This window comes from Alcaligenes sp. EGD-AK7, assembly GCF_000465875.3.
Lineage (GTDB): Bacteria > Pseudomonadota > Gammaproteobacteria > Burkholderiales > Burkholderiaceae_B > Alcaligenes > Alcaligenes phenolicus.
In genome coordinates this window covers 141,313-157,049 of sequence record NZ_AVOG02000001.1, presented here as the reverse complement: position 1 = coordinate 157,049, position 15,737 = coordinate 141,313, and the positions used below count along the sequence as shown (strand labels likewise).

Here is a 15,737-nt window from a genome sequence, read left to right as displayed (position 1 = left end):
TGGAATGTGCTATTTTCGGCGCCAGTTTAATAGAAATCAGACCCTCTGAGCGTGTCTGACTAGCCCCGAAAGCGCATAAAGAATGCCACCAAGTGCAACAGAAAAAGACACCGGGCTTTAATTGTTCACGACACCCGTTTGTAGATGCATTCATGGCATTTGAAAGAAAAAATTTCAAATGCGACCAATACCCTGCTTTTTTCCCAAAACTGGCGGCATCCACTACGATAAGAAACATAATTGCCCAGGCAGTCACTGGAAAAGCACGGTACTCGCCCCATATGGGTTAAGGCTTGCACGATCAATCCGCTTAGATTTCAGGATAGACACATGAGCACGATGACACTGCAGGAACTGGATAAAACCCGCGAGGAATGTCGCAAACTGATCAGTCGGCGCGCTCTGCTGTCAGCAGCGGCAGCCGTGGTGCCCATCCCCGGTGTGGATGTAGGTACGGATGTGGCGATTCTGATGAAAGTCATCCCCATCATCAATGCGCGCTTCGGCTTGACGGCCAACGATGTGGACGCCCTGAGCCCGGAGCTGAAAAAGCTGGTGGTCGTGGGGGGAACCAGTATGGGCCTGGGCATGGTGGGACGCGTGCTGACTACAGATCGCGTGGTCAATATTCTGGTGCGTCTGGGAGCGAAGAAACTGGCCGGGAAATACGGCGCCAAATATGTGCCCTTGATAGGCAGCGCCATTTCCGCTTCCATCAGCTTTGTAGTGCTGCGCAAAGTCGGCAACCAGCATATTGAAGAATGCTATGAAATTGCCCGCCGCCTGGCACTGGAGACACAAAGGAAGGAAGCCGTCCACACCATTGATGGCGGTGAGGAAGGCTTGATCCGCGAAATCAAGGGCTAAGCCCTTGATCCCGTTTAGGCCGCAGGAACCACGCCCGGCGTTTTGCTGCGGCCATTCAACATATAGTCCATCAGCTCGCGCACCGATTTCATGGCTTTGCCAAAAGGCAAGGCTTCGGAACTACGGAAGAACAGACCGCGTTGTACATCACCTTTCAGGGCATAGGCCAACTGACGATCAATGCAAAACTGACCATGACGCTGCACGCCATCGCGCAAGCCACAATGTGCCAGGCAATCAAAGCCTTCCGTGCAAGCACGCTCGCGTGCCACCGATTGCAGCTTTTGCTCTTTGTGCAGGTAAGCATCCAGCCAGGGCGTACGCACGGCACGGGCAGGCAGTCCGGCCACGCTCATAAAGGTCACGATGTCCTTGGGCTCGGCATCCAGCAACACGCGCTTGAAGTTCTCATGCGCATCACCTTCTTCAGTGACGGCAAAGGCAGTGCCCATTTGCACCCCATCTGCCCCCCAATCCATTAATTGACGCAGTTGTTCAGGACGGTGAATCCCGCCTGCAGCGATCAAGGGAATACGCTCGGCCTCCAGGCCCAACTCGCGAAACAAGGCGCGGCAGCCTTCCAGAACGCGCTGGAAAGCATATTCAGGCTTGTTCAAGGATTGGTCGTCGGCGGCCCCCAGGTGGCCTGCGGCAAAACGGGGATTTTCCAGAACGACTGCATCCGGCAAACGCTTGCGGCGCAGCCATTTCTTCACCAGTAAAGTGACGCCGCGCACATCCGACAAGATTGGAATCAAGGCAACTTTGGGATGATCCTGAACCAGCTCAGGCAAGTCCAGCGGCAGGCCAGCGCCCACCACCACGGCATCTGCCCCGCTTTCGCAAGATTGACGCACATACTCGGGATACTGCGAGACAGCCTTCATGATATTGACGGCGATGCCACCGTTGCCACCCGAGCGCTCTCGGGCACGATTGATCTCGCGGTCCAGAGCCTGCAAATTGGCTGCATCGACCACGCCTTTTTCGACATCACCCTGGGTGCTGTCCATCAGGTCTTCGTGATGACGCCGTAAATCCACGCTGGAGATCGTCCCCAGCCCGCCCAATGCGGCCACAGTACCGGCCAGCCGGGACGCCGAAATACCGACTCCCATGCCGCCTTGAACAATAGGCAAAAGCAGTTTTCCCTTCAGGGACATGAGACGTAAATCCGTCTTTAGCACGATGTTGATACCTTAGGTTGATGCAAGAACCTGCCGGCCACGTCGGGACCAGAAACAGGGCAATAGAATCGTGGCCGTCTGCAAGGACGGCCACTGTGTTAAATCAGGCGGGAATAGCGGGCACCGCTTTCCTGGCTCAAGTACTTGTCGAACACCATGCTGTAGGCGCGCACAAACAAACGGCCTTTGGGCAGAACCTGGATGGATTGGGCATCGACTGTCAGCAAGCCAGCGTCGGCATAGCTGTTGAGCTCTTGCAGCTCGGCAGAGAAATAGCTGGCAAAATCAATGCCGTAACGCGCTTCCAGACGCAAGATAGGCACTGGCATGCTGCACATCAAATGCATGATGACTTCCGCCCGCAGGCGATCGTCCTGCTGCATCACAATACCCCGTTCGATAGGCAAACGCCCCCGGTCTATATCGGCGTAATAATTGCGCAGGCTGCGAGCATTTTGCACATGCATGGTGCCCACCTGACCAATAGACGACACGCCAAAAGAAACCAGATCGCAGGCTGCGCGGGTGGTGTAGCCCTGGAAGTTGCGGTGCAGGCTACCGTCCAGGCGGGCCAGATTCAGCTCGTCGGTCGGCAAGGCAAAGTGGTCCAGACCGATATAGACATAGCCTGCATCCAGCAGACGCTGCGAAGACATCAGGAACAGTTGCAGACGCTGGTCGGCATCGGGCAGTTCTTCTTCATTGATTAAACGCTGCGCCTTGAATCGCGTTGGCAAGTGCGCGTAGTTATACAGAGCGATGCGATCTGGTCGCAGTTGCACCAAGGAGTCAATGGTGATGGCAAAGCTTTCCAGGGTCTGCAAAGGCAGACCGTAGATCAGGTCCGTGTTGATGGACTGGAAACCGGCAGCCCGGCTTTCTTCAATGGCGCGTTTGACCATTTCGAAGGGCTGAATACGGTTGATCGCTTTTTGCACATTGGGGTCAAAATCCTGCACCCCGAAGCTGGTACGGTTAAAACCCAGAGCCGCCAAGTTCTGGAGCGTGCCTTCCGCCAAGGTACGCGGGTCGATCTCGATGCCCAGTTCGGCATCGTCCGTGAACGCGAACTGCTCCTTGAGCTTGGCCATCAAGCGGGCCAACTGTTCATTGTCCAGGAAAGTGGGCGAGCCGCCGCCCAAATGCAGTTGTTCGGTGCGCCGGTCTTCACCCATATATTGGGTGACCATATCAATTTCGCGCAGCAGGTAATCCAGGTACTGCTCGCTCTTGCTACGATCCTGCGTGATGATCTTGTTGCAGGCACAGAAATAGCAAAGCGACTGACAAAACGGGATGTGCAGGTAAACCGACAGAGGCGGATTACTGCTGCTCAAGGCGCGCCGCGATAATTCGTGAATATAAGGCTGAGCAGGAAAGTCCTGAAAAAAACGATCTGCAGTGGGATAGGAGGTATAGCGAGGCCCGGAACGATCAAAACGCCGGATCAGGGCTTCAGAGATTTCGATATCCGGCGCGGTGGGGGCGCTGGCATCCGATGCTTCCAGTGTTTGCGGCATAAAGGGTCCTCCTGCACGAGACCTGTTTCTTCTAGTCAAGCATTTATTGTGAGAGAAAACCTCAAGCATGCGCTTGACCTGCATCAAGGCCGCAATAACTAAAAAAACGCTTTTTTTATGGCTGTTGGACTGAATTTAGCTTCATATATCGTATTATTAAGCGCTAGCCGCCTAAATTACCGCCTGTTGGAGTCAGATGTATTTGCTCGTGATCCTAGCTCTACCGTTTATCGGTAGCTTGCTATCTTCCCTGATGCCCGCGAACTCTCGCAAACTCCAGGCATCTCTTGCAGGCGCTGTCGCCATTACGTGCGCCTTACTCACTCTCTACGCCTATCCGGACATTGCTCGCGGAGAGGTGCTGGAGTCGTCACGCTCCTGGATACCCGCCCATGGCTTGACCTTCAAGCTGCGCATGGACGGCTATGCCTGGCTTTTCAGTATCATCATTACCGCCATGGGGGCCTTGATCGCCCTTTATGCGCACTATTACCTGTCCGCTCAGGATCCGGTCCGACGTTTTTTCTCCTTTCTGCAAGCCTTTATGGGCTCGATGCTGGGGGTGGTGCTGTCGGGCAATCTGATCCAGCTGGTCGTGTTCTGGGAGCTGACCAGTCTGTCCTCCTTCATGCTGATTGCCTACTGGTATCACCGCATGGATGCGCGACGGGGTGCGCGGATGTCGCTGATCATTACGGGAACCGGCGGTTTCTGCTTGTTGGCGGGCGTGCTCATGCTGGGCCAGGCTGCCGGCAGTTACGACCTGAGTGTGGTACTGGAGTCGGGCGAGCAGATTCGCAATCACCCCTGGTATACCGGGATGCTGATCCTGATTGCCTTGGGTGCACTCACTAAAAGCGCGCAGTTTCCCTTCCATATCTGGCTGCCTCACGCCATGGCCGCCCCCACACCTGTGTCCGCCTATTTGCACTCGGCCACCATGGTCAAGGCCGGGGTATTCCTGCTGGCGCGCCTGTGGCCTGCCCTGTCGGGCACCACGGAATGGGCTGTCATTATTGGCGGCGCTGGCCTGTGTTCCCTGACGCTGGGGGCTTATGTGGCCATGTTCCAGCGCGACATGAAAGGCGTACTGGCCTATTCCACCATCAGCCACCTGGGTCTGATTACCTTGCTGTTGGGCCTGAACAGCCCACTGGCTCTGGTCGCGGCGCTGTTTCACATGATGAATCACGCGACGTTCAAGGCCTCCCTGTTCATGGCTGCCGGTATCGTGGACCACGAGACCGGTACCCGTAACCTGAACCGGCTTTCCGGTTTGCGCCACGCCATGCCCTTGACTGCCACCTTGGCTACCGTTGCGGCGGCTGCCATGGCCGGTGTGCCGCTATTGAATGGCTTCATCTCCAAAGAAATGTTCTTTGCCGAGACCATTCTGGCCAGCAATGGCAACACCTGGGAATATGCTCTGCCCGTGGTGGCCGTAATTGCGGGCTCCTTCAGCGTGGCCTACTCCTTGCGCTTTATCGCACAGGTGTTTTTTGGCCCCGTCGCCAAGGACTTGCCCCGCGAGCCACACGAGCCGCCTCGCCGCATGTTGATCCCCAGCGCGATTCTGGTACTGACCTGTCTCTTGGTCGGCATTATTCCCAGCCTGACTTTTGGCCCCTTCTTGCATACTGCGGCCAGCGCCATTCTGGGTGCAGAAATGCCCCAGTACGACCTGGCCGTCTGGCATGGTTTCAACCTGCCCCTGATCATGAGTCTGGTCGCCACAGGCATGGGCGTGATCTTCGTTCTGATCATCAACCGCTTCTACAGGAACCGCCAAGGCCGTACGCCTTTGCTGACCCGTGCTGATGGCCGACGCTTCTTTGAGCTGGCCATGGAGTATCTGGAAGTGGCAGCCAACTGGGCCGTGGGCAAGCTTTACTCGCCACGCCTGCAGCGTCAGACCTTGCTGATTATTGTGGCCACAATCTGTGTTGCTGCCCTGCCTCTGATTCGCGGCAACTGGTTCAAGTCCACTATTTCCACCCCCATCGACCCCTTCTTCGCCCTGATGTGGGCCGTCGGAATTGCCTGCGCGATTGGTGCGGCTCGTCAAGCCAAGTTCCACCGCCCGGCCTCCCTGCTGCTATCTGGTGGCGCTGGACTAGTTACCAGCCTGACCTTTGCCTGGCTTTCCGCCCCTGACCTGGCACTGACCCAGTTGGCGGTGGAAGTGGTCACCGTTGTGCTGATTTTGCTGGGCCTGCGCTGGCTGCCGCAACGCGTCAGTGATATGCCTGGCGGCCAGGACAATAGTGGTCGTGCCCTGTTCCGCCGTAGCCGCGACTTGATTATTGCCATTCTGGCCGGTTGCGGTATTGCCGCCCTGGCCTACGCCATGATGACACGCCCTCACCCCAGCGGCATCTCGCCCTTCTTTATCGAGAAGGCCCTGCCCCTGGGCGGTGGCGCGAACGTGGTGAACGTGATTCTGGTGGACTTCCGCGGCTTTGATACCTTTGGTGAAATCGTGGTGCTGGGCATTGTGGCCCTGACGGTCTTTGCGCTGCTGCGACGCTTCCGTCCACCCATCGAAGCCATCGCCCAGCCTCTGGCCCGTCGCCAGAACGTCAAGGACAGCCGCGAAGCCGTCTTTGTGGAACCGGACCCCAAGACACCGTTACCAGAAGGCATCATGCAGATTCCAGCTGTCTTGCTGCGCCTGCTGCTGCCTATCTCCACGCTGATCGCCCTGTACTTCCTGCTGCGTGGGCACAACCTGCCCGGTGGAGGTTTTGTGGGCGGCCTGATCATGGCAACCGGCATTATCCTGCAATACATGGTTAGCGGCGTGGTCTGGATGGAGTCCCGCCCACTGATTCAGCCTCAAACCTGGATTGGCTTGGGTCTGCTGACAGCCGGTGTGGCTGCCATGCTGGTTTGGGCCTTCAACAAGCCCTTCCTGTCTGCCCAAAGCTGGGATCTGCATCTGCCCCTGGTGGGCGACGTCCATACCTCCAGCGCGCTGATCTTTGACATTGGCGTATTCATGCTGGTGATTGGTTCCACCATCCTGATTCTGGTCGCGCTGGCCCACCAGTCCCTACGTTTTTATCGCAAACTGCCGTCGCTGCAATCCGCCTCGAACGCTGCATCCGGGATGGAGAATAAATAATGGAAATCGTGCTTTCAATTGCGATTGGTGTGCTGGCGGGCTCGGGCGTCTGGCTCCTGCTGCGCCCGCGTACCTTTCAGGTCATCATGGGGCTGGCTTTAGTGTCCTATGCCGTGAACCTGTTCATTTTCAGCATGGGCAGGCTCAAAATCAGCGCCGCTCCCGTTATTAACGCCGGCAAGCTGGGGGCCGACTATGCCGACCCCCTCCCCCAAGCGCTGGTCTTGACCGCTATTGTGATTGGCTTTGCTACCACCGCCCTGTTTCTGGTCGTCATTCTGGCCAATCGTGGCCTGAGCGGTACTGACCACGTTGATGGCCGCGAGGAAGACGATCTGTGAGTCTACTCAACCAACACTTGCCCGTATTGCCCGTTGCCATCCCCATGATGGCCGCGGCCCTGATGGTGATGCTGCGCGACAAGCGCCGTCACTACAAGCTGCTGATCGCTTTCAGCTCCTTATTGGCCCAGTTGTTCTGCGCGGTCTATCTGCTCTTGTTGGCCGATGGCACGCTGGACCCGATCTGGCCCCAGTCCGTCGGTGTCTACCTGCTCGGTGACTGGCCCGCTCCCTTCGGGATTGTGCTGGTCGTGGACCGGCTGGCCGCCTTCTTGCTGGTGCTGACCAATGTGCTGGCCTTTTGCTGCTGGTTCTATTCGCTAGCACGCTGGGATCGCGTGGGGGTGCATTTCCACTCCTTGTTCCAGCTGCTCTTGATGGGCCTGAACGGCGCCTTCCTGACAGGTGACCTGTTCAACCTGTTTGTGTTCTTCGAGGTTCTGCTGGCCGCATCCTATGGTCTGATGCTGCACGGTTCGGGCGCGGCCCGCGTCAGTGCCGGTCTGCACTACATTGCCGTCAACCTGATCTCCTCCTTCTTGCTGCTGATCGCCATTGCCCTGGTTTACGGTGTCACCGGCACCCTGAACATGGCTGATCTGGCTCTGCGTGCGGGCTCCATGCCGGATTCGGATCGTCTGGTATTTGAATCGGCCATGGCCATTCTGGGGATTGCCTTTCTGATCAAGGCCGCCGCCTGGCCCTTGAACTTGTGGCTACCCAATGCCTATGGCAATGCCAGTGCACCGGTCGCTGCCATGTTTGCGATCATGACCAAAGTGGGTATTTACGCACTGCTACGTATCGGCTCCTTGCTACTGCCTACGGGAGCACCTGCCGCCTTTGGCGTGGCCTGGATGTTCCCCGCCGGGATCGCCACGCTCGCCTTCGGCGCTATCGGTGTCATGGCCGCACAGCAACCCGAACGACTGGCCAGTTATTGCATCATCGTGTCCTCCGGCACCTTGCTGGCCGCCTTGGGCATGCCCGGCGTCATCCTGACCGGCCCTGCCCTGTACTACATGCTCAGCAGCGTTCTGGCCTTGGGTGCTTTCTTCCTGCTGCTGGAACTGGTTAGCCGTACCAAACCTTTTGGTGCCGACCTGCTGGCCGTCAGTCAGGAAGTCTTTGATCTGGACGACCCGGAGTCCGAAGACAATAGCGATGACGTGGTAGGTGTGGCTATTCCTGGCGTGATGGTGTTCCTGGGCATGTCCTTTATTGCCTGCGCCTTGCTGATTGTGGGCCTGCCACCGCTGTCCGGTTTTGTAGCCAAGCTGTCCTTGCTGACAGCCGCGCTGAAAGCCTCGGGCCAATCGCCAGAACCTCTAAACGCCTGGATTCTGACCGCTGCCGTGCTGATTTCCGGCGTAGCCGGTTTGATCGCCATGGTACGTGTGGGCATTCGTCTGTTCTGGAGCAATAGCTCCCTGACGATTCCCCGCCTGAAGCTGATCGAAGCTGCCCCCATTGCCAGCATTATTGTGGCTTGCGGGATCTTGAGCTGGTATGCCGGCCCGATCACCACCTACCTGGAACAAACAGCCCAGCAACTGGACGAACCCCGTATTTATATAGGGTCCGTCCTGCGGCAGAACCCGCTACGTTCTGTTCAAGCGGAGTGATTCTGATGCGACGCTATACCAAACATCTTTTCCTGCCCTTGCTACTGCTTGGCCTGTGGCTGCTGCTGAACGACTCGCTCTCGGCCGGTTACGTGGTGCTGGGCCTGTTCCTGGCTATCGCCCTGAGCTTGGCGGCCATTCCATTTCGTCCGGTTAAGGCCAGCATCCGCCACCCTTTTCTGGCCTTGAAACTGATTTGCCAAGTGGCCTGGGACATTGTGCTGTCCAATATTGCCGTTGGCCACTTGGTTCTGAAAGGCGGCAACGCGCCCCGCCCCGGCTTTCTGGCCATCCCGTTGCAACTGACTGACCCACATGGTCTGGCAGCCTTGGCGTGCATCATTACCTACACCCCAGGGACCGTCTGGTCCGGCTTCGATTACGAGACCCGTGTCCTGACTTTGCACATTCTGGATCTGCAAGACGAACAGGTCTGGTTAGACACTATTCAGAAGCGCTACCAAGGACCGCTACTGGAGATTTTCCAATGATAGACATTGTTTACTGGGCCTGTCAGTTTGCCCTGGGCTGCTTTGTCCTGGGCATGGGCTGCGCCGTCATCCGCCTGCTTAAAGGCCCCTCTGCCGCCGACCGCGTGCTGGCGCTGGACACCATGTACATCAACGGTATGCTGGCCTTGCTGGCCCTGGGCATCCGTTTTGACTCTACCTTGTACTTTGATATCGCCTTGCTGATTGCCCTGTTCGGTTTTGTAGGCTCGGCAGCCATGGCGAAATTCCTGCTGCGTGCCGAGGTGATCGAGCCATGAATACGCCTTTACTACCTTGGTGGCTGGCTGTCCCGGTTGCCCTTTTGCTAGTTCTTAGCGGCATCGTGGCCCTGGTGGGTTCGGCTGGCTTGCTGCGCTTCAAACACTTTTATTCACGCATCCATGCTCCCACCATGGGGAACACGCTGGGTACGTTCTTCATGGTGCTGGCCGTCGCCATCAGCGCCAGCCACCTGATGAGCCGCCCTATCCTGCATCCGCTCATCCTGAGTGTGCTCTTGATCATTACCTCGCCGGTCACCGCCATCTTTCTGATGCGCGCTGCCATCAAACGCGAACATCGCCAACGTCTGGCCGAATATGGCCCGGACGAGCCAGGCTATCTGGACATGCCACATAAAGCGCCTCTGCCCAAAGATTTGGCTCAACCACCAGCTAGCGACAAGACCTAAATCAAGCAGAGAGGGTTTAGACAAGTTTTATTACCCTCACTTGCAACTGCTCCACTTATACTAGTAAGCGTTTACTGCGTATCGGGAATTGCCCCATACGCAGTCGCTTTTGGGGCTTTGCGGCCTGCTACTCATACCTGCTCGTAACAGTGCTCGCCAAGCCGGTGATTCCCTTAGCAAGTAAAGGAGTGAGATCGATGAGTCTACTTACACGCCCATCCCGAGTTCTGAGTGCTGGCTTGCTCAGCCTGGGTTTGCTGTCCTCTGCTGCCTGGGCTCAAACCCCATCCCAAGACTACCGACACGACATCCAGCGCTGTGAGCAATTCAAAGGCGACCAGCGCACCACTTGCCGTCGCGAAGCCGGTGCCGCGCTGCAAGCCGAACGTCAGCACAAGCTGGACAAGCGCGATCACAATCTGGATGCCAACCGGCAAGCGCGCTGCCATCGCTTACCCGCTGATCGCCAGCAAGACTGCCTGAAATCCATGACCGGCCAGGACACAACGGTACGCGGTAGCGTGGAAGGCGGCGGTATCCTTCGCGAAACCACGACTGTGGTGCCTGCTCAGTAAACGCAGAAAACACGGCTATTCATAATAGCTAGCCAGATAAAAAGAATGGGCCTTGAAAAGGCCCATTCTTTGTTTCTACTGGCTGCAATAGCTAGCTGCAGCTGCAAATGTCTCCACCTACAGCTCCACCTGTATCCCCATCTCCACCACGCGATTAGGCGGGATTTTGAAAAAGCGCGTGCTACGGCTGGCATTGCGCGCCATGAAAGCAAACAAGCGACGACGCCAGCCCAAGTACCAGGGCTGACGGGATTGGATCATCACCGTCTGGCGCGACAGGAAGTAGGACGTCTGCATAGGCTCCAGATTCAGCTCCGGGTGCTCCAGAGCAATCTGCTCCAGCAACTGCGGCACATTGGGCTCTTGCTTGAAGCCCCAGGAAGCCACCGCCTGCCAGCTGCCTCGGCTTAGACGTTGCAGGCTATAGCGCTCCCCAAAAGGAACGTAAGGCACACCGGCACTGGTTACGGTCAAAAACAGGACCTGTTCATGCAGGACTTTATTGTGTTTCAGGTTATGCAATAAGGCCGGAGGAACCGAGTCGGGAATGGTGCTCATGAACACCGCCGTCCCTGGTACACGGGTCGGAGCGTACTCCTCCAGGCTCAGCAAGAACTCTTTTATCGGCTGCTTGTTTTCAAGCAGACGTTCGTGCAAGGCGGCTCGTCCCTGACGCCAGGTCAGCATCAAGCCCAGCAGCACAGCACCCACCAGCAAAGGCAGCCAACCGCCTTCCAGAATCTTGAGCGCATTGGCCGAGAACAGCAATATGTCCAGAATCAGGAAAACACCCAGGAGCCCCAGCCAGGCCCAGCGCTTGATTCCGCTAGCGCGGCGCGGCAGCAGTACCAGAGCCAGCAAACTGGTCATCAGCATGGTACCCGTGACTGCAAAGCCATAAGCATGGGCCAGGCGATCCGAGGAGCCAAAGCTCAGGACCAGAATCATCACCGCCACGCATAGCAGCAAATTCACACGCGGCAAGTAGATCTGCCCTTCTTCTTTGGCTGAAGTATGTTGAATCACCATGCGCGGCCAAAAACCAAGCTGCACCGCCTGACGAGTTACAGAAAACGCACCGGATATCACGGACTGGGAGGCGATCACCGTTGCAACCGTTGCCAACATCACCATGGGCACCAAGGCCCAGTTGGGAGCCAGGAAGAAGAACGGATTACGAATGGCGGTTGGGTCGGAAATCAACAATGCGCCTTGGCCGAAATAACACAGGACCAGGCAGGGCATGACAATCATGAACCAGGCTTTACGAATTAAAGGACGGCCAAAATGGCCCATATCGGCGTACAAGGCCTCGGCCCCCGTCAAGGCCAGGACCAAGGCCCCCAAAAGCAAAAAGGTTTGCCAGGGAGCCTCAGCAATAAAAGCCACGGCCCACCGTGGGTCCAGGGCCATCAAAACTTGGGGATGCTCAATAACACGCCATAGACCCAAGCCACCCAGCACCAGAAACCAGGTCAACATAATGGGGCCGAACAACTTACCCATGGTGCCCGTGCCATGGGACTGGATCAGAAACAAGGCCAGCAAGACGCCCAGAGCCAAAGGTACGACCCAAGGGTCCAGCACGTGAGACACCATCCCTATGCCTTCCAGCGCCGACATCACGGAGATGGCCGGGGTAATGATGCTGTCCCCATAAAACAAGGCAGCACCAATCAGCCCCAGCACCACAATAATCTGCCGACGTGGCCCCTGAATGCCGCGTGCCGCCAATTCCATCAGGGCCAGCGTGCCGCCCTCACCTTTATTGTCCAGACGCAACACCACCGTGACGTACTTGATGGAGACCACCAGGGTCAGCAGCCAGAACAGCAAGGACAGCACTCCATAGACCTGTTCGGCACCAGGCTGTCCGTAAGCACTCAAGGCCACTTTCATGGTGTAGAGCGGGCTGGTTCCTATATCGCCATACACCACGCCTAAAGCGCCCATTAACAAGGCGGCCTGAGCCGCTTTTTTGGGGTTTTCTGTTGCTGTGTTCAAGGCTTAGTTTCCAATCAAAGTATCGTGCCGGGTCAGACGCGCACCAATACGCGGACCGGGAAAAACAATGGTGATGCGAGTGCCTGGAAAATCAGGACGGCTCATCAGGCTCCACCAGGCGCCATGCGCACGGGCAATCTCCTGCACAATGGCCAAGCCCAAGCCAGAACCTCCTGCTTGGGTACCGGGGGAGCGGTAAAAGGCTTCAAATACGCGCTGCTGCTCGCTGGACTCAATACCCGGCCCGTGATCTTCCACCGACAAGGAGGGTGGATTACTGGCCACCCGCAAGACAATGCGGTCTGTCCCTTGTCCGTAACGCAAGGCGTTATCCATCAGATTGGACAATAACTCCCGCAAGAGCACGGGGGCAGCATCAATCCAGACCGGCTTTTCAGGTGCCAGCAAATGGATTTCCACACCATGCTGACGAGCCTGCAAGAACCAGTCACCGCCCTCCTCGCGCGCCCATTCACACAAGTCCAGGCGCACAAAGCTGTCTTTAATATTAGTGTCCGCATCGGTACGTGCCAGCACCAACAACTGTTGGCCCAGACGAATCATGCGGTCCGAAACACTTTTGATGCGCTCGGCCCGTTGGCGGATATCTTCTGGCAAAGGCCTTGCCAGCATCAGCTCGGACTCCAGCTGCAAACCCGTCAGGGGTGTGCGCAACTGATGCGCTGCGTGACCAATAAAGCGCTTTTGCGCCTGCAGGGTATCACGCTGACGTTCCAGCAACTCGTTGAAGTGCTCCACCAGCGGCACAATCTCGGCGGGCAAGGCACTGGCATCCAGACGCTCGAAGTCATCATCAGCACGGTTACGGATTTGCTGCGATAAATCATCAATGGACGCCAACTGCGAGCGAATCCCCGACAGCAATACCCAGGCAATCAGACTGACCAACAGCACCTGGCTCAGTGCCATGGTCCAGAAAATGTCGCGCAGCAGCCAGTCTTCCAGGCTCATGCGACGCGTCAGTATCCAGGTAACGCTCAAATCGAGCACCACCAGAATGGAGATCGGGGGAAACAAACGGCCCATCAGTTTGCGGGCCAAAGAACCGGGAGCAAGAAAGCGCTCCAGCCAGCCTCGCAACAAGGAGGTTTTTACCGCTGGAGAAAGATGCTGATCGGGCATGGTTGACCTAAGGTTTCAGGCAGCGGGCACGGGCTGCCGTTATGCTCCGGCCACGCTCTCCACATCGAGCAAATAGCCAAAGCCGCGCACAGTCTGTATGACAGCCCCGGTGCCTTCCAGGCGCTTGCGCAAACGATACACGTAGACTTCGACTGCATTGTCGCTGAAATCGGCATCCCAGGCAGACAAGGAGTTGATAATTTGCTGCTTGGTGACAACACGGCCCGCGCGCATCATCAGCATTTCCAGTACGGACAGCTCGCGCACCGACAAGGTCACACGTTGACCGGCACAGCGCAGCTCGCGGCCAATGGTATCAAAGCTCAAGGGACCCACATCAATAATGGGCTGTACCTGACCACTGCGGCGGCGGCCAAAAACACGCACGCGGGCGGCCAGCTCGGACAGGTCAAAAGGTTTGATCAGGTAGTCGTCAGCACCGGCATCCAGGCCGCCGACACGATCATCCACGCCATCACGCGCAGTCAGAATCAGGACGGGAATAGCGTTGCCCTGCTGACGCAATTGGCGCAGCACGTCCAGGCCACTGATGCCGGGCAAGTTCAAGTCCAGGAGCAGAAGATCGTAGACCTGGGCGGCCAACTCCTTCAAGGCACTTTCGCCTTCCTGGAGCCAGTCAACAGCGTAGCCCTGATCGTTGAGAAATTCCTGCAGTGCGGCGCCCAGTATGGCGTCGTCTTCGATAACTAGTACACGCATTCGGGGGATTTTATTACGAAACTGGCCCCTCGCGTTGCAGATGCAAAGCGAGGGGCCAGAAAAAACAACACGAAGAAGAACCTGGAATTACAGAGCGGGTTTAGGCTCAACGGCCTTCTGGTCGACGACGGCGCCTTCCTTGGCTTCGCCCTCATCACCCGCGGCCTTGGTCGTTGGACCTGGACGCGTAATGAAACCCAGACGGGTCAGGCCGGAAGCTTTGGAGCGGCTCATGACCTGGGCCAGTGTTTCGTAGCGAGTATCGGTATCGGCACGGATACGCAATTCAGGCTGAGGCTGATCCTTGGAGTAAGGGGCCAGCGTGGCGGTCAGGTCTTCCAGCGCCACCGGCTGCTCGTTCACGAAGATCTGCCCTTCTGCGTCAATCGCCAGATCAATCGTCTTGGGATCTTGCTGGACTGGTTCAGACGTCGCCTGGGGCAGCTGAATCTTGATGGAGTGCGACAGCAGCGGAGCAGTGATCAGAAAGATCACCAGCAACACCAGCATGACGTCGATCAGCGGCACCATATTGATTTCGGACAGCGCGGAGCCCGAATTGCGATTATCAAAGCTGCCAAAAGCCATGATTAGTGCTCCCGCTTGGCAGCCGCTGCCGAGCTCGATGCTGCACCACCGCCCGAGCTAGGGACACGACGCAGAACAGGTTGGTTATCTTGCACAGGCTGGCCTGTGGTCAGGAAAGTAAACAGATCGTGAGCAAACGCGTCCAGCTGGGACAGGTAAACGCGGTTGGTACGCACAAAAGCGTTGTATGCCAATACGGCAGGAATAGCCACGGCCAGACCCAGACCGGTCATCACCAGGGCTTCACCCACAGGACCGGCGATCTTGTTCAGGGTTACACCATCGGACAGACCGATATTGATCAGTGCGTGGTACACACCCCAAACCGTACCGAACAGACCCACAAACGGAGCGGTAGAACCCACCGAAGCCAGCAGCGTCAGGCCGTTTTCCAGCTTGGCGGTTTCTTCATCCATGACTTTACGCATGATGCGCGAGACAAAGGCATCGGTAGAGCCTTTCTCTTCCAGACGCATGGCGCCGTATTTCACATGGTGTTTTTGAGCGTGAATAGCGTGGCTGGCCAAGTGACTGAAGGGATCGCGGGCACCGTGGGTGGCGATTTCGTTTTCAACCTGCTCCAGAGAACTGGCGGACCAGAATTCACGCATGAAACCTTGTGAGCGACGCTTCAGGCGGAAGGACAGCACGCCCTTGACGATAATCAGGTACCAGCTGGCAACCGACATCAAGGCCAGAATGACGAACAAGGTCTTGCCGACCACATCACTTTGCTGGATAAAGTGCAGCACCCCGGTCGCTTCCTCAGCGGCAGCAACACTGGCGGCAGCCTGATCTGCAACAGGCCCTGCAACTTGTGCCAGGCTTACCCATACGCTTTGAAATAGTTCCTGCATCATT

15 protein-coding genes are annotated in these 15,737 nt (G+C 57.1%); 8 read left to right on the top strand and 7 right to left on the bottom strand.

Going from position 1 to position 15,737, the window contains the following annotated elements:
- Nucleotides 1-330: 330 nt before the first annotated feature.
- Entirely contained in the window at nucleotides 331-867 is a 537-nt protein-coding gene (locus N879_RS00720; protein WP_009461759.1) for a hypothetical protein, read from the top strand.
- A gap of 14 nt (nucleotides 868-881) precedes the next feature.
- Here N879_RS00720 and N879_RS00715 read toward each other — a convergent pair whose 3' ends face one another.
- Both N879_RS00715 and hemN read right to left on the bottom strand, forming a co-directional pair.
- A complete protein-coding gene (locus N879_RS00715; RefSeq protein ID WP_021446508.1) occupies nucleotides 882-2,030 on the bottom strand; it encodes an NAD(P)H-dependent flavin oxidoreductase in 1,149 nt (382 codons plus the stop codon).
- Between the two features lie 122 nt (nucleotides 2,031-2,152).
- A complete protein-coding gene (hemN, locus tag N879_RS00710) occupies nucleotides 2,153-3,574 on the bottom strand; it encodes an oxygen-independent coproporphyrinogen III oxidase (RefSeq protein WP_021446507.1) in 1,422 nt (473 codons plus the stop codon).
- Between the two features lie 196 nt (nucleotides 3,575-3,770).
- Here hemN and N879_RS00705 point away from each other — a divergent pair, with 196 nt between their 5' ends.
- The 7 genes from N879_RS00705 to N879_RS00675 all read left to right on the top strand — a co-directional run bounded on the left by N879_RS00705 (nucleotide 3,771) and on the right by N879_RS00675 (nucleotide 10,421).
- Nucleotides 3,771-6,698 (top strand): monovalent cation/H+ antiporter subunit A, encoded by a 2,928-nt coding sequence (locus tag N879_RS00705; protein ID WP_031231971.1) that lies wholly within the window; start codon nucleotides 3,771-3,773, stop codon nucleotides 6,696-6,698.
- Complete coding sequence (locus N879_RS00700) at nucleotides 6,698-7,039, top strand: Na+/H+ antiporter subunit C (RefSeq protein WP_009461754.1); 342 nt, start codon at nucleotides 6,698-6,700, stop codon at nucleotides 7,037-7,039. Before N879_RS00705 ends, N879_RS00700 begins: the two co-directional genes overlap by 1 nt.
- 44 nt (nucleotides 7,040-7,083) lie before the next feature.
- A complete protein-coding gene (locus N879_RS00695) occupies nucleotides 7,084-8,664 on the top strand; it encodes a monovalent cation/H+ antiporter subunit D (protein ID WP_235332520.1) in 1,581 nt (526 codons plus the stop codon).
- Between the two features lie 5 nt (nucleotides 8,665-8,669).
- Nucleotides 8,670-9,155 (top strand): Na+/H+ antiporter subunit E, encoded by a 486-nt coding sequence (locus N879_RS00690; RefSeq protein ID WP_021446504.1) that lies wholly within the window; start codon nucleotides 8,670-8,672, stop codon nucleotides 9,153-9,155.
- Nucleotides 9,152-9,433, top strand: a complete 282-nt coding sequence (locus N879_RS00685) for a K+/H+ antiporter subunit F (RefSeq protein WP_009461751.1) — start codon at nucleotides 9,152-9,154, stop codon at nucleotides 9,431-9,433. The genes N879_RS00690 and N879_RS00685 overlap by 4 nt, the downstream gene beginning before the upstream one ends.
- Nucleotides 9,430-9,846 carry a monovalent cation/H(+) antiporter subunit G gene (gene mnhG / locus N879_RS00680; RefSeq protein ID WP_021446503.1) on the top strand — a complete coding sequence of 139 codons (417 nt, stop codon included), beginning with the start codon at nucleotides 9,430-9,432 and terminating at the stop codon, nucleotides 9,844-9,846. Before N879_RS00685 ends, mnhG begins: the two co-directional genes overlap by 4 nt.
- A gap of 197 nt (nucleotides 9,847-10,043) precedes the next feature.
- Nucleotides 10,044-10,421: a hypothetical protein gene (locus tag N879_RS00675; RefSeq protein WP_009461749.1), complete on the top strand. Its 378-nt coding sequence runs from the start codon at nucleotides 10,044-10,046 to the stop codon at nucleotides 10,419-10,421.
- Nucleotides 10,422-10,538: 117 nt separating this feature from the next.
- Here N879_RS00675 and N879_RS00670 read toward each other — a convergent pair whose 3' ends face one another.
- From N879_RS00670 to N879_RS00650, 5 genes are all read right to left on the bottom strand, one after another.
- The gene (locus N879_RS00670) at nucleotides 10,539-12,374 is read right to left on the bottom strand and encodes a potassium transporter Kup (protein ID WP_031231968.1); all 1,836 of its coding nucleotides are present in this window, start codon (nucleotides 12,372-12,374) and stop codon (nucleotides 10,539-10,541) included.
- Between the two features lie 54 nt (nucleotides 12,375-12,428).
- Entirely contained in the window at nucleotides 12,429-13,568 is a 1,140-nt protein-coding gene (locus tag N879_RS00665) for a sensor histidine kinase (RefSeq protein ID WP_009461745.1), read from the bottom strand.
- A 39-nt stretch (nucleotides 13,569-13,607) separates the two neighbouring features.
- A complete protein-coding gene (locus tag N879_RS00660; RefSeq protein ID WP_009461744.1) occupies nucleotides 13,608-14,288 on the bottom strand; it encodes a response regulator in 681 nt (226 codons plus the stop codon).
- An 87-nt stretch (nucleotides 14,289-14,375) separates the two neighbouring features.
- Nucleotides 14,376-14,876 carry an ExbD/TolR family protein gene (locus N879_RS00655; protein ID WP_021446501.1) on the bottom strand — a complete coding sequence of 167 codons (501 nt, stop codon included), beginning with the start codon at nucleotides 14,874-14,876 and terminating at the stop codon, nucleotides 14,376-14,378.
- 2 nt (nucleotides 14,877-14,878) lie between these two features.
- Entirely contained in the window at nucleotides 14,879-15,736 is an 858-nt protein-coding gene (locus N879_RS00650; protein WP_009461741.1) for a MotA/TolQ/ExbB proton channel family protein, read from the bottom strand.
- Nucleotide 15,737 lies beyond the last annotated feature (1 nt).

Excerpts from the sequence above, each read along its gene's own strand:
- N879_RS00720 (WP_009461759.1), top strand. The coding sequence starts at position 331 with ATGAGCACGATGACACTGCAGGAACTGGATAAAACCCGCGAGGAATGT.
- N879_RS00715 (WP_021446508.1), bottom strand. The coding sequence starts at position 2,030 with ATGTCCCTGAAGGGAAAACTGCTTTTGCCTATTGTTCAAGGCGGCATG.
- hemN (WP_021446507.1), bottom strand. The coding sequence starts at position 3,574 with ATGCCGCAAACACTGGAAGCATCGGATGCCAGCGCCCCCACCGCGCCG.
- N879_RS00705 (WP_031231971.1), top strand. The coding sequence starts at position 3,771 with ATGTATTTGCTCGTGATCCTAGCTCTACCGTTTATCGGTAGCTTGCTA.
- N879_RS00700 (WP_009461754.1), top strand. The coding sequence starts at position 6,698 with ATGGAAATCGTGCTTTCAATTGCGATTGGTGTGCTGGCGGGCTCGGGC.
- N879_RS00695 (WP_235332520.1), top strand. The coding sequence starts at position 7,084 with ATGATGGCCGCGGCCCTGATGGTGATGCTGCGCGACAAGCGCCGTCAC.
- N879_RS00690 (WP_021446504.1), top strand. The coding sequence starts at position 8,670 with ATGCGACGCTATACCAAACATCTTTTCCTGCCCTTGCTACTGCTTGGC.
- N879_RS00685 (WP_009461751.1), top strand. The coding sequence starts at position 9,152 with ATGATAGACATTGTTTACTGGGCCTGTCAGTTTGCCCTGGGCTGCTTT.
- mnhG (WP_021446503.1), top strand. The coding sequence starts at position 9,430 with ATGAATACGCCTTTACTACCTTGGTGGCTGGCTGTCCCGGTTGCCCTT.
- N879_RS00675 (WP_009461749.1), top strand. The coding sequence starts at position 10,044 with ATGAGTCTACTTACACGCCCATCCCGAGTTCTGAGTGCTGGCTTGCTC.
- N879_RS00670 (WP_031231968.1), bottom strand. The coding sequence starts at position 12,374 with ATGGGCGCTTTAGGCGTGGTGTATGGCGATATAGGAACCAGCCCGCTC.
- N879_RS00665 (WP_009461745.1), bottom strand. The coding sequence starts at position 13,568 with ATGCCCGATCAGCATCTTTCTCCAGCGGTAAAAACCTCCTTGTTGCGA.
- N879_RS00660 (WP_009461744.1), bottom strand. The coding sequence starts at position 14,288 with ATGCGTGTACTAGTTATCGAAGACGACGCCATACTGGGCGCCGCACTG.
- N879_RS00655 (WP_021446501.1), bottom strand. The coding sequence starts at position 14,876 with ATGGCTTTTGGCAGCTTTGATAATCGCAATTCGGGCTCCGCGCTGTCC.
- N879_RS00650 (WP_009461741.1), bottom strand. The coding sequence starts at position 15,736 with ATGATGCAGGAACTATTTCAAAGCGTATGGGTAAGCCTGGCACAAGTT.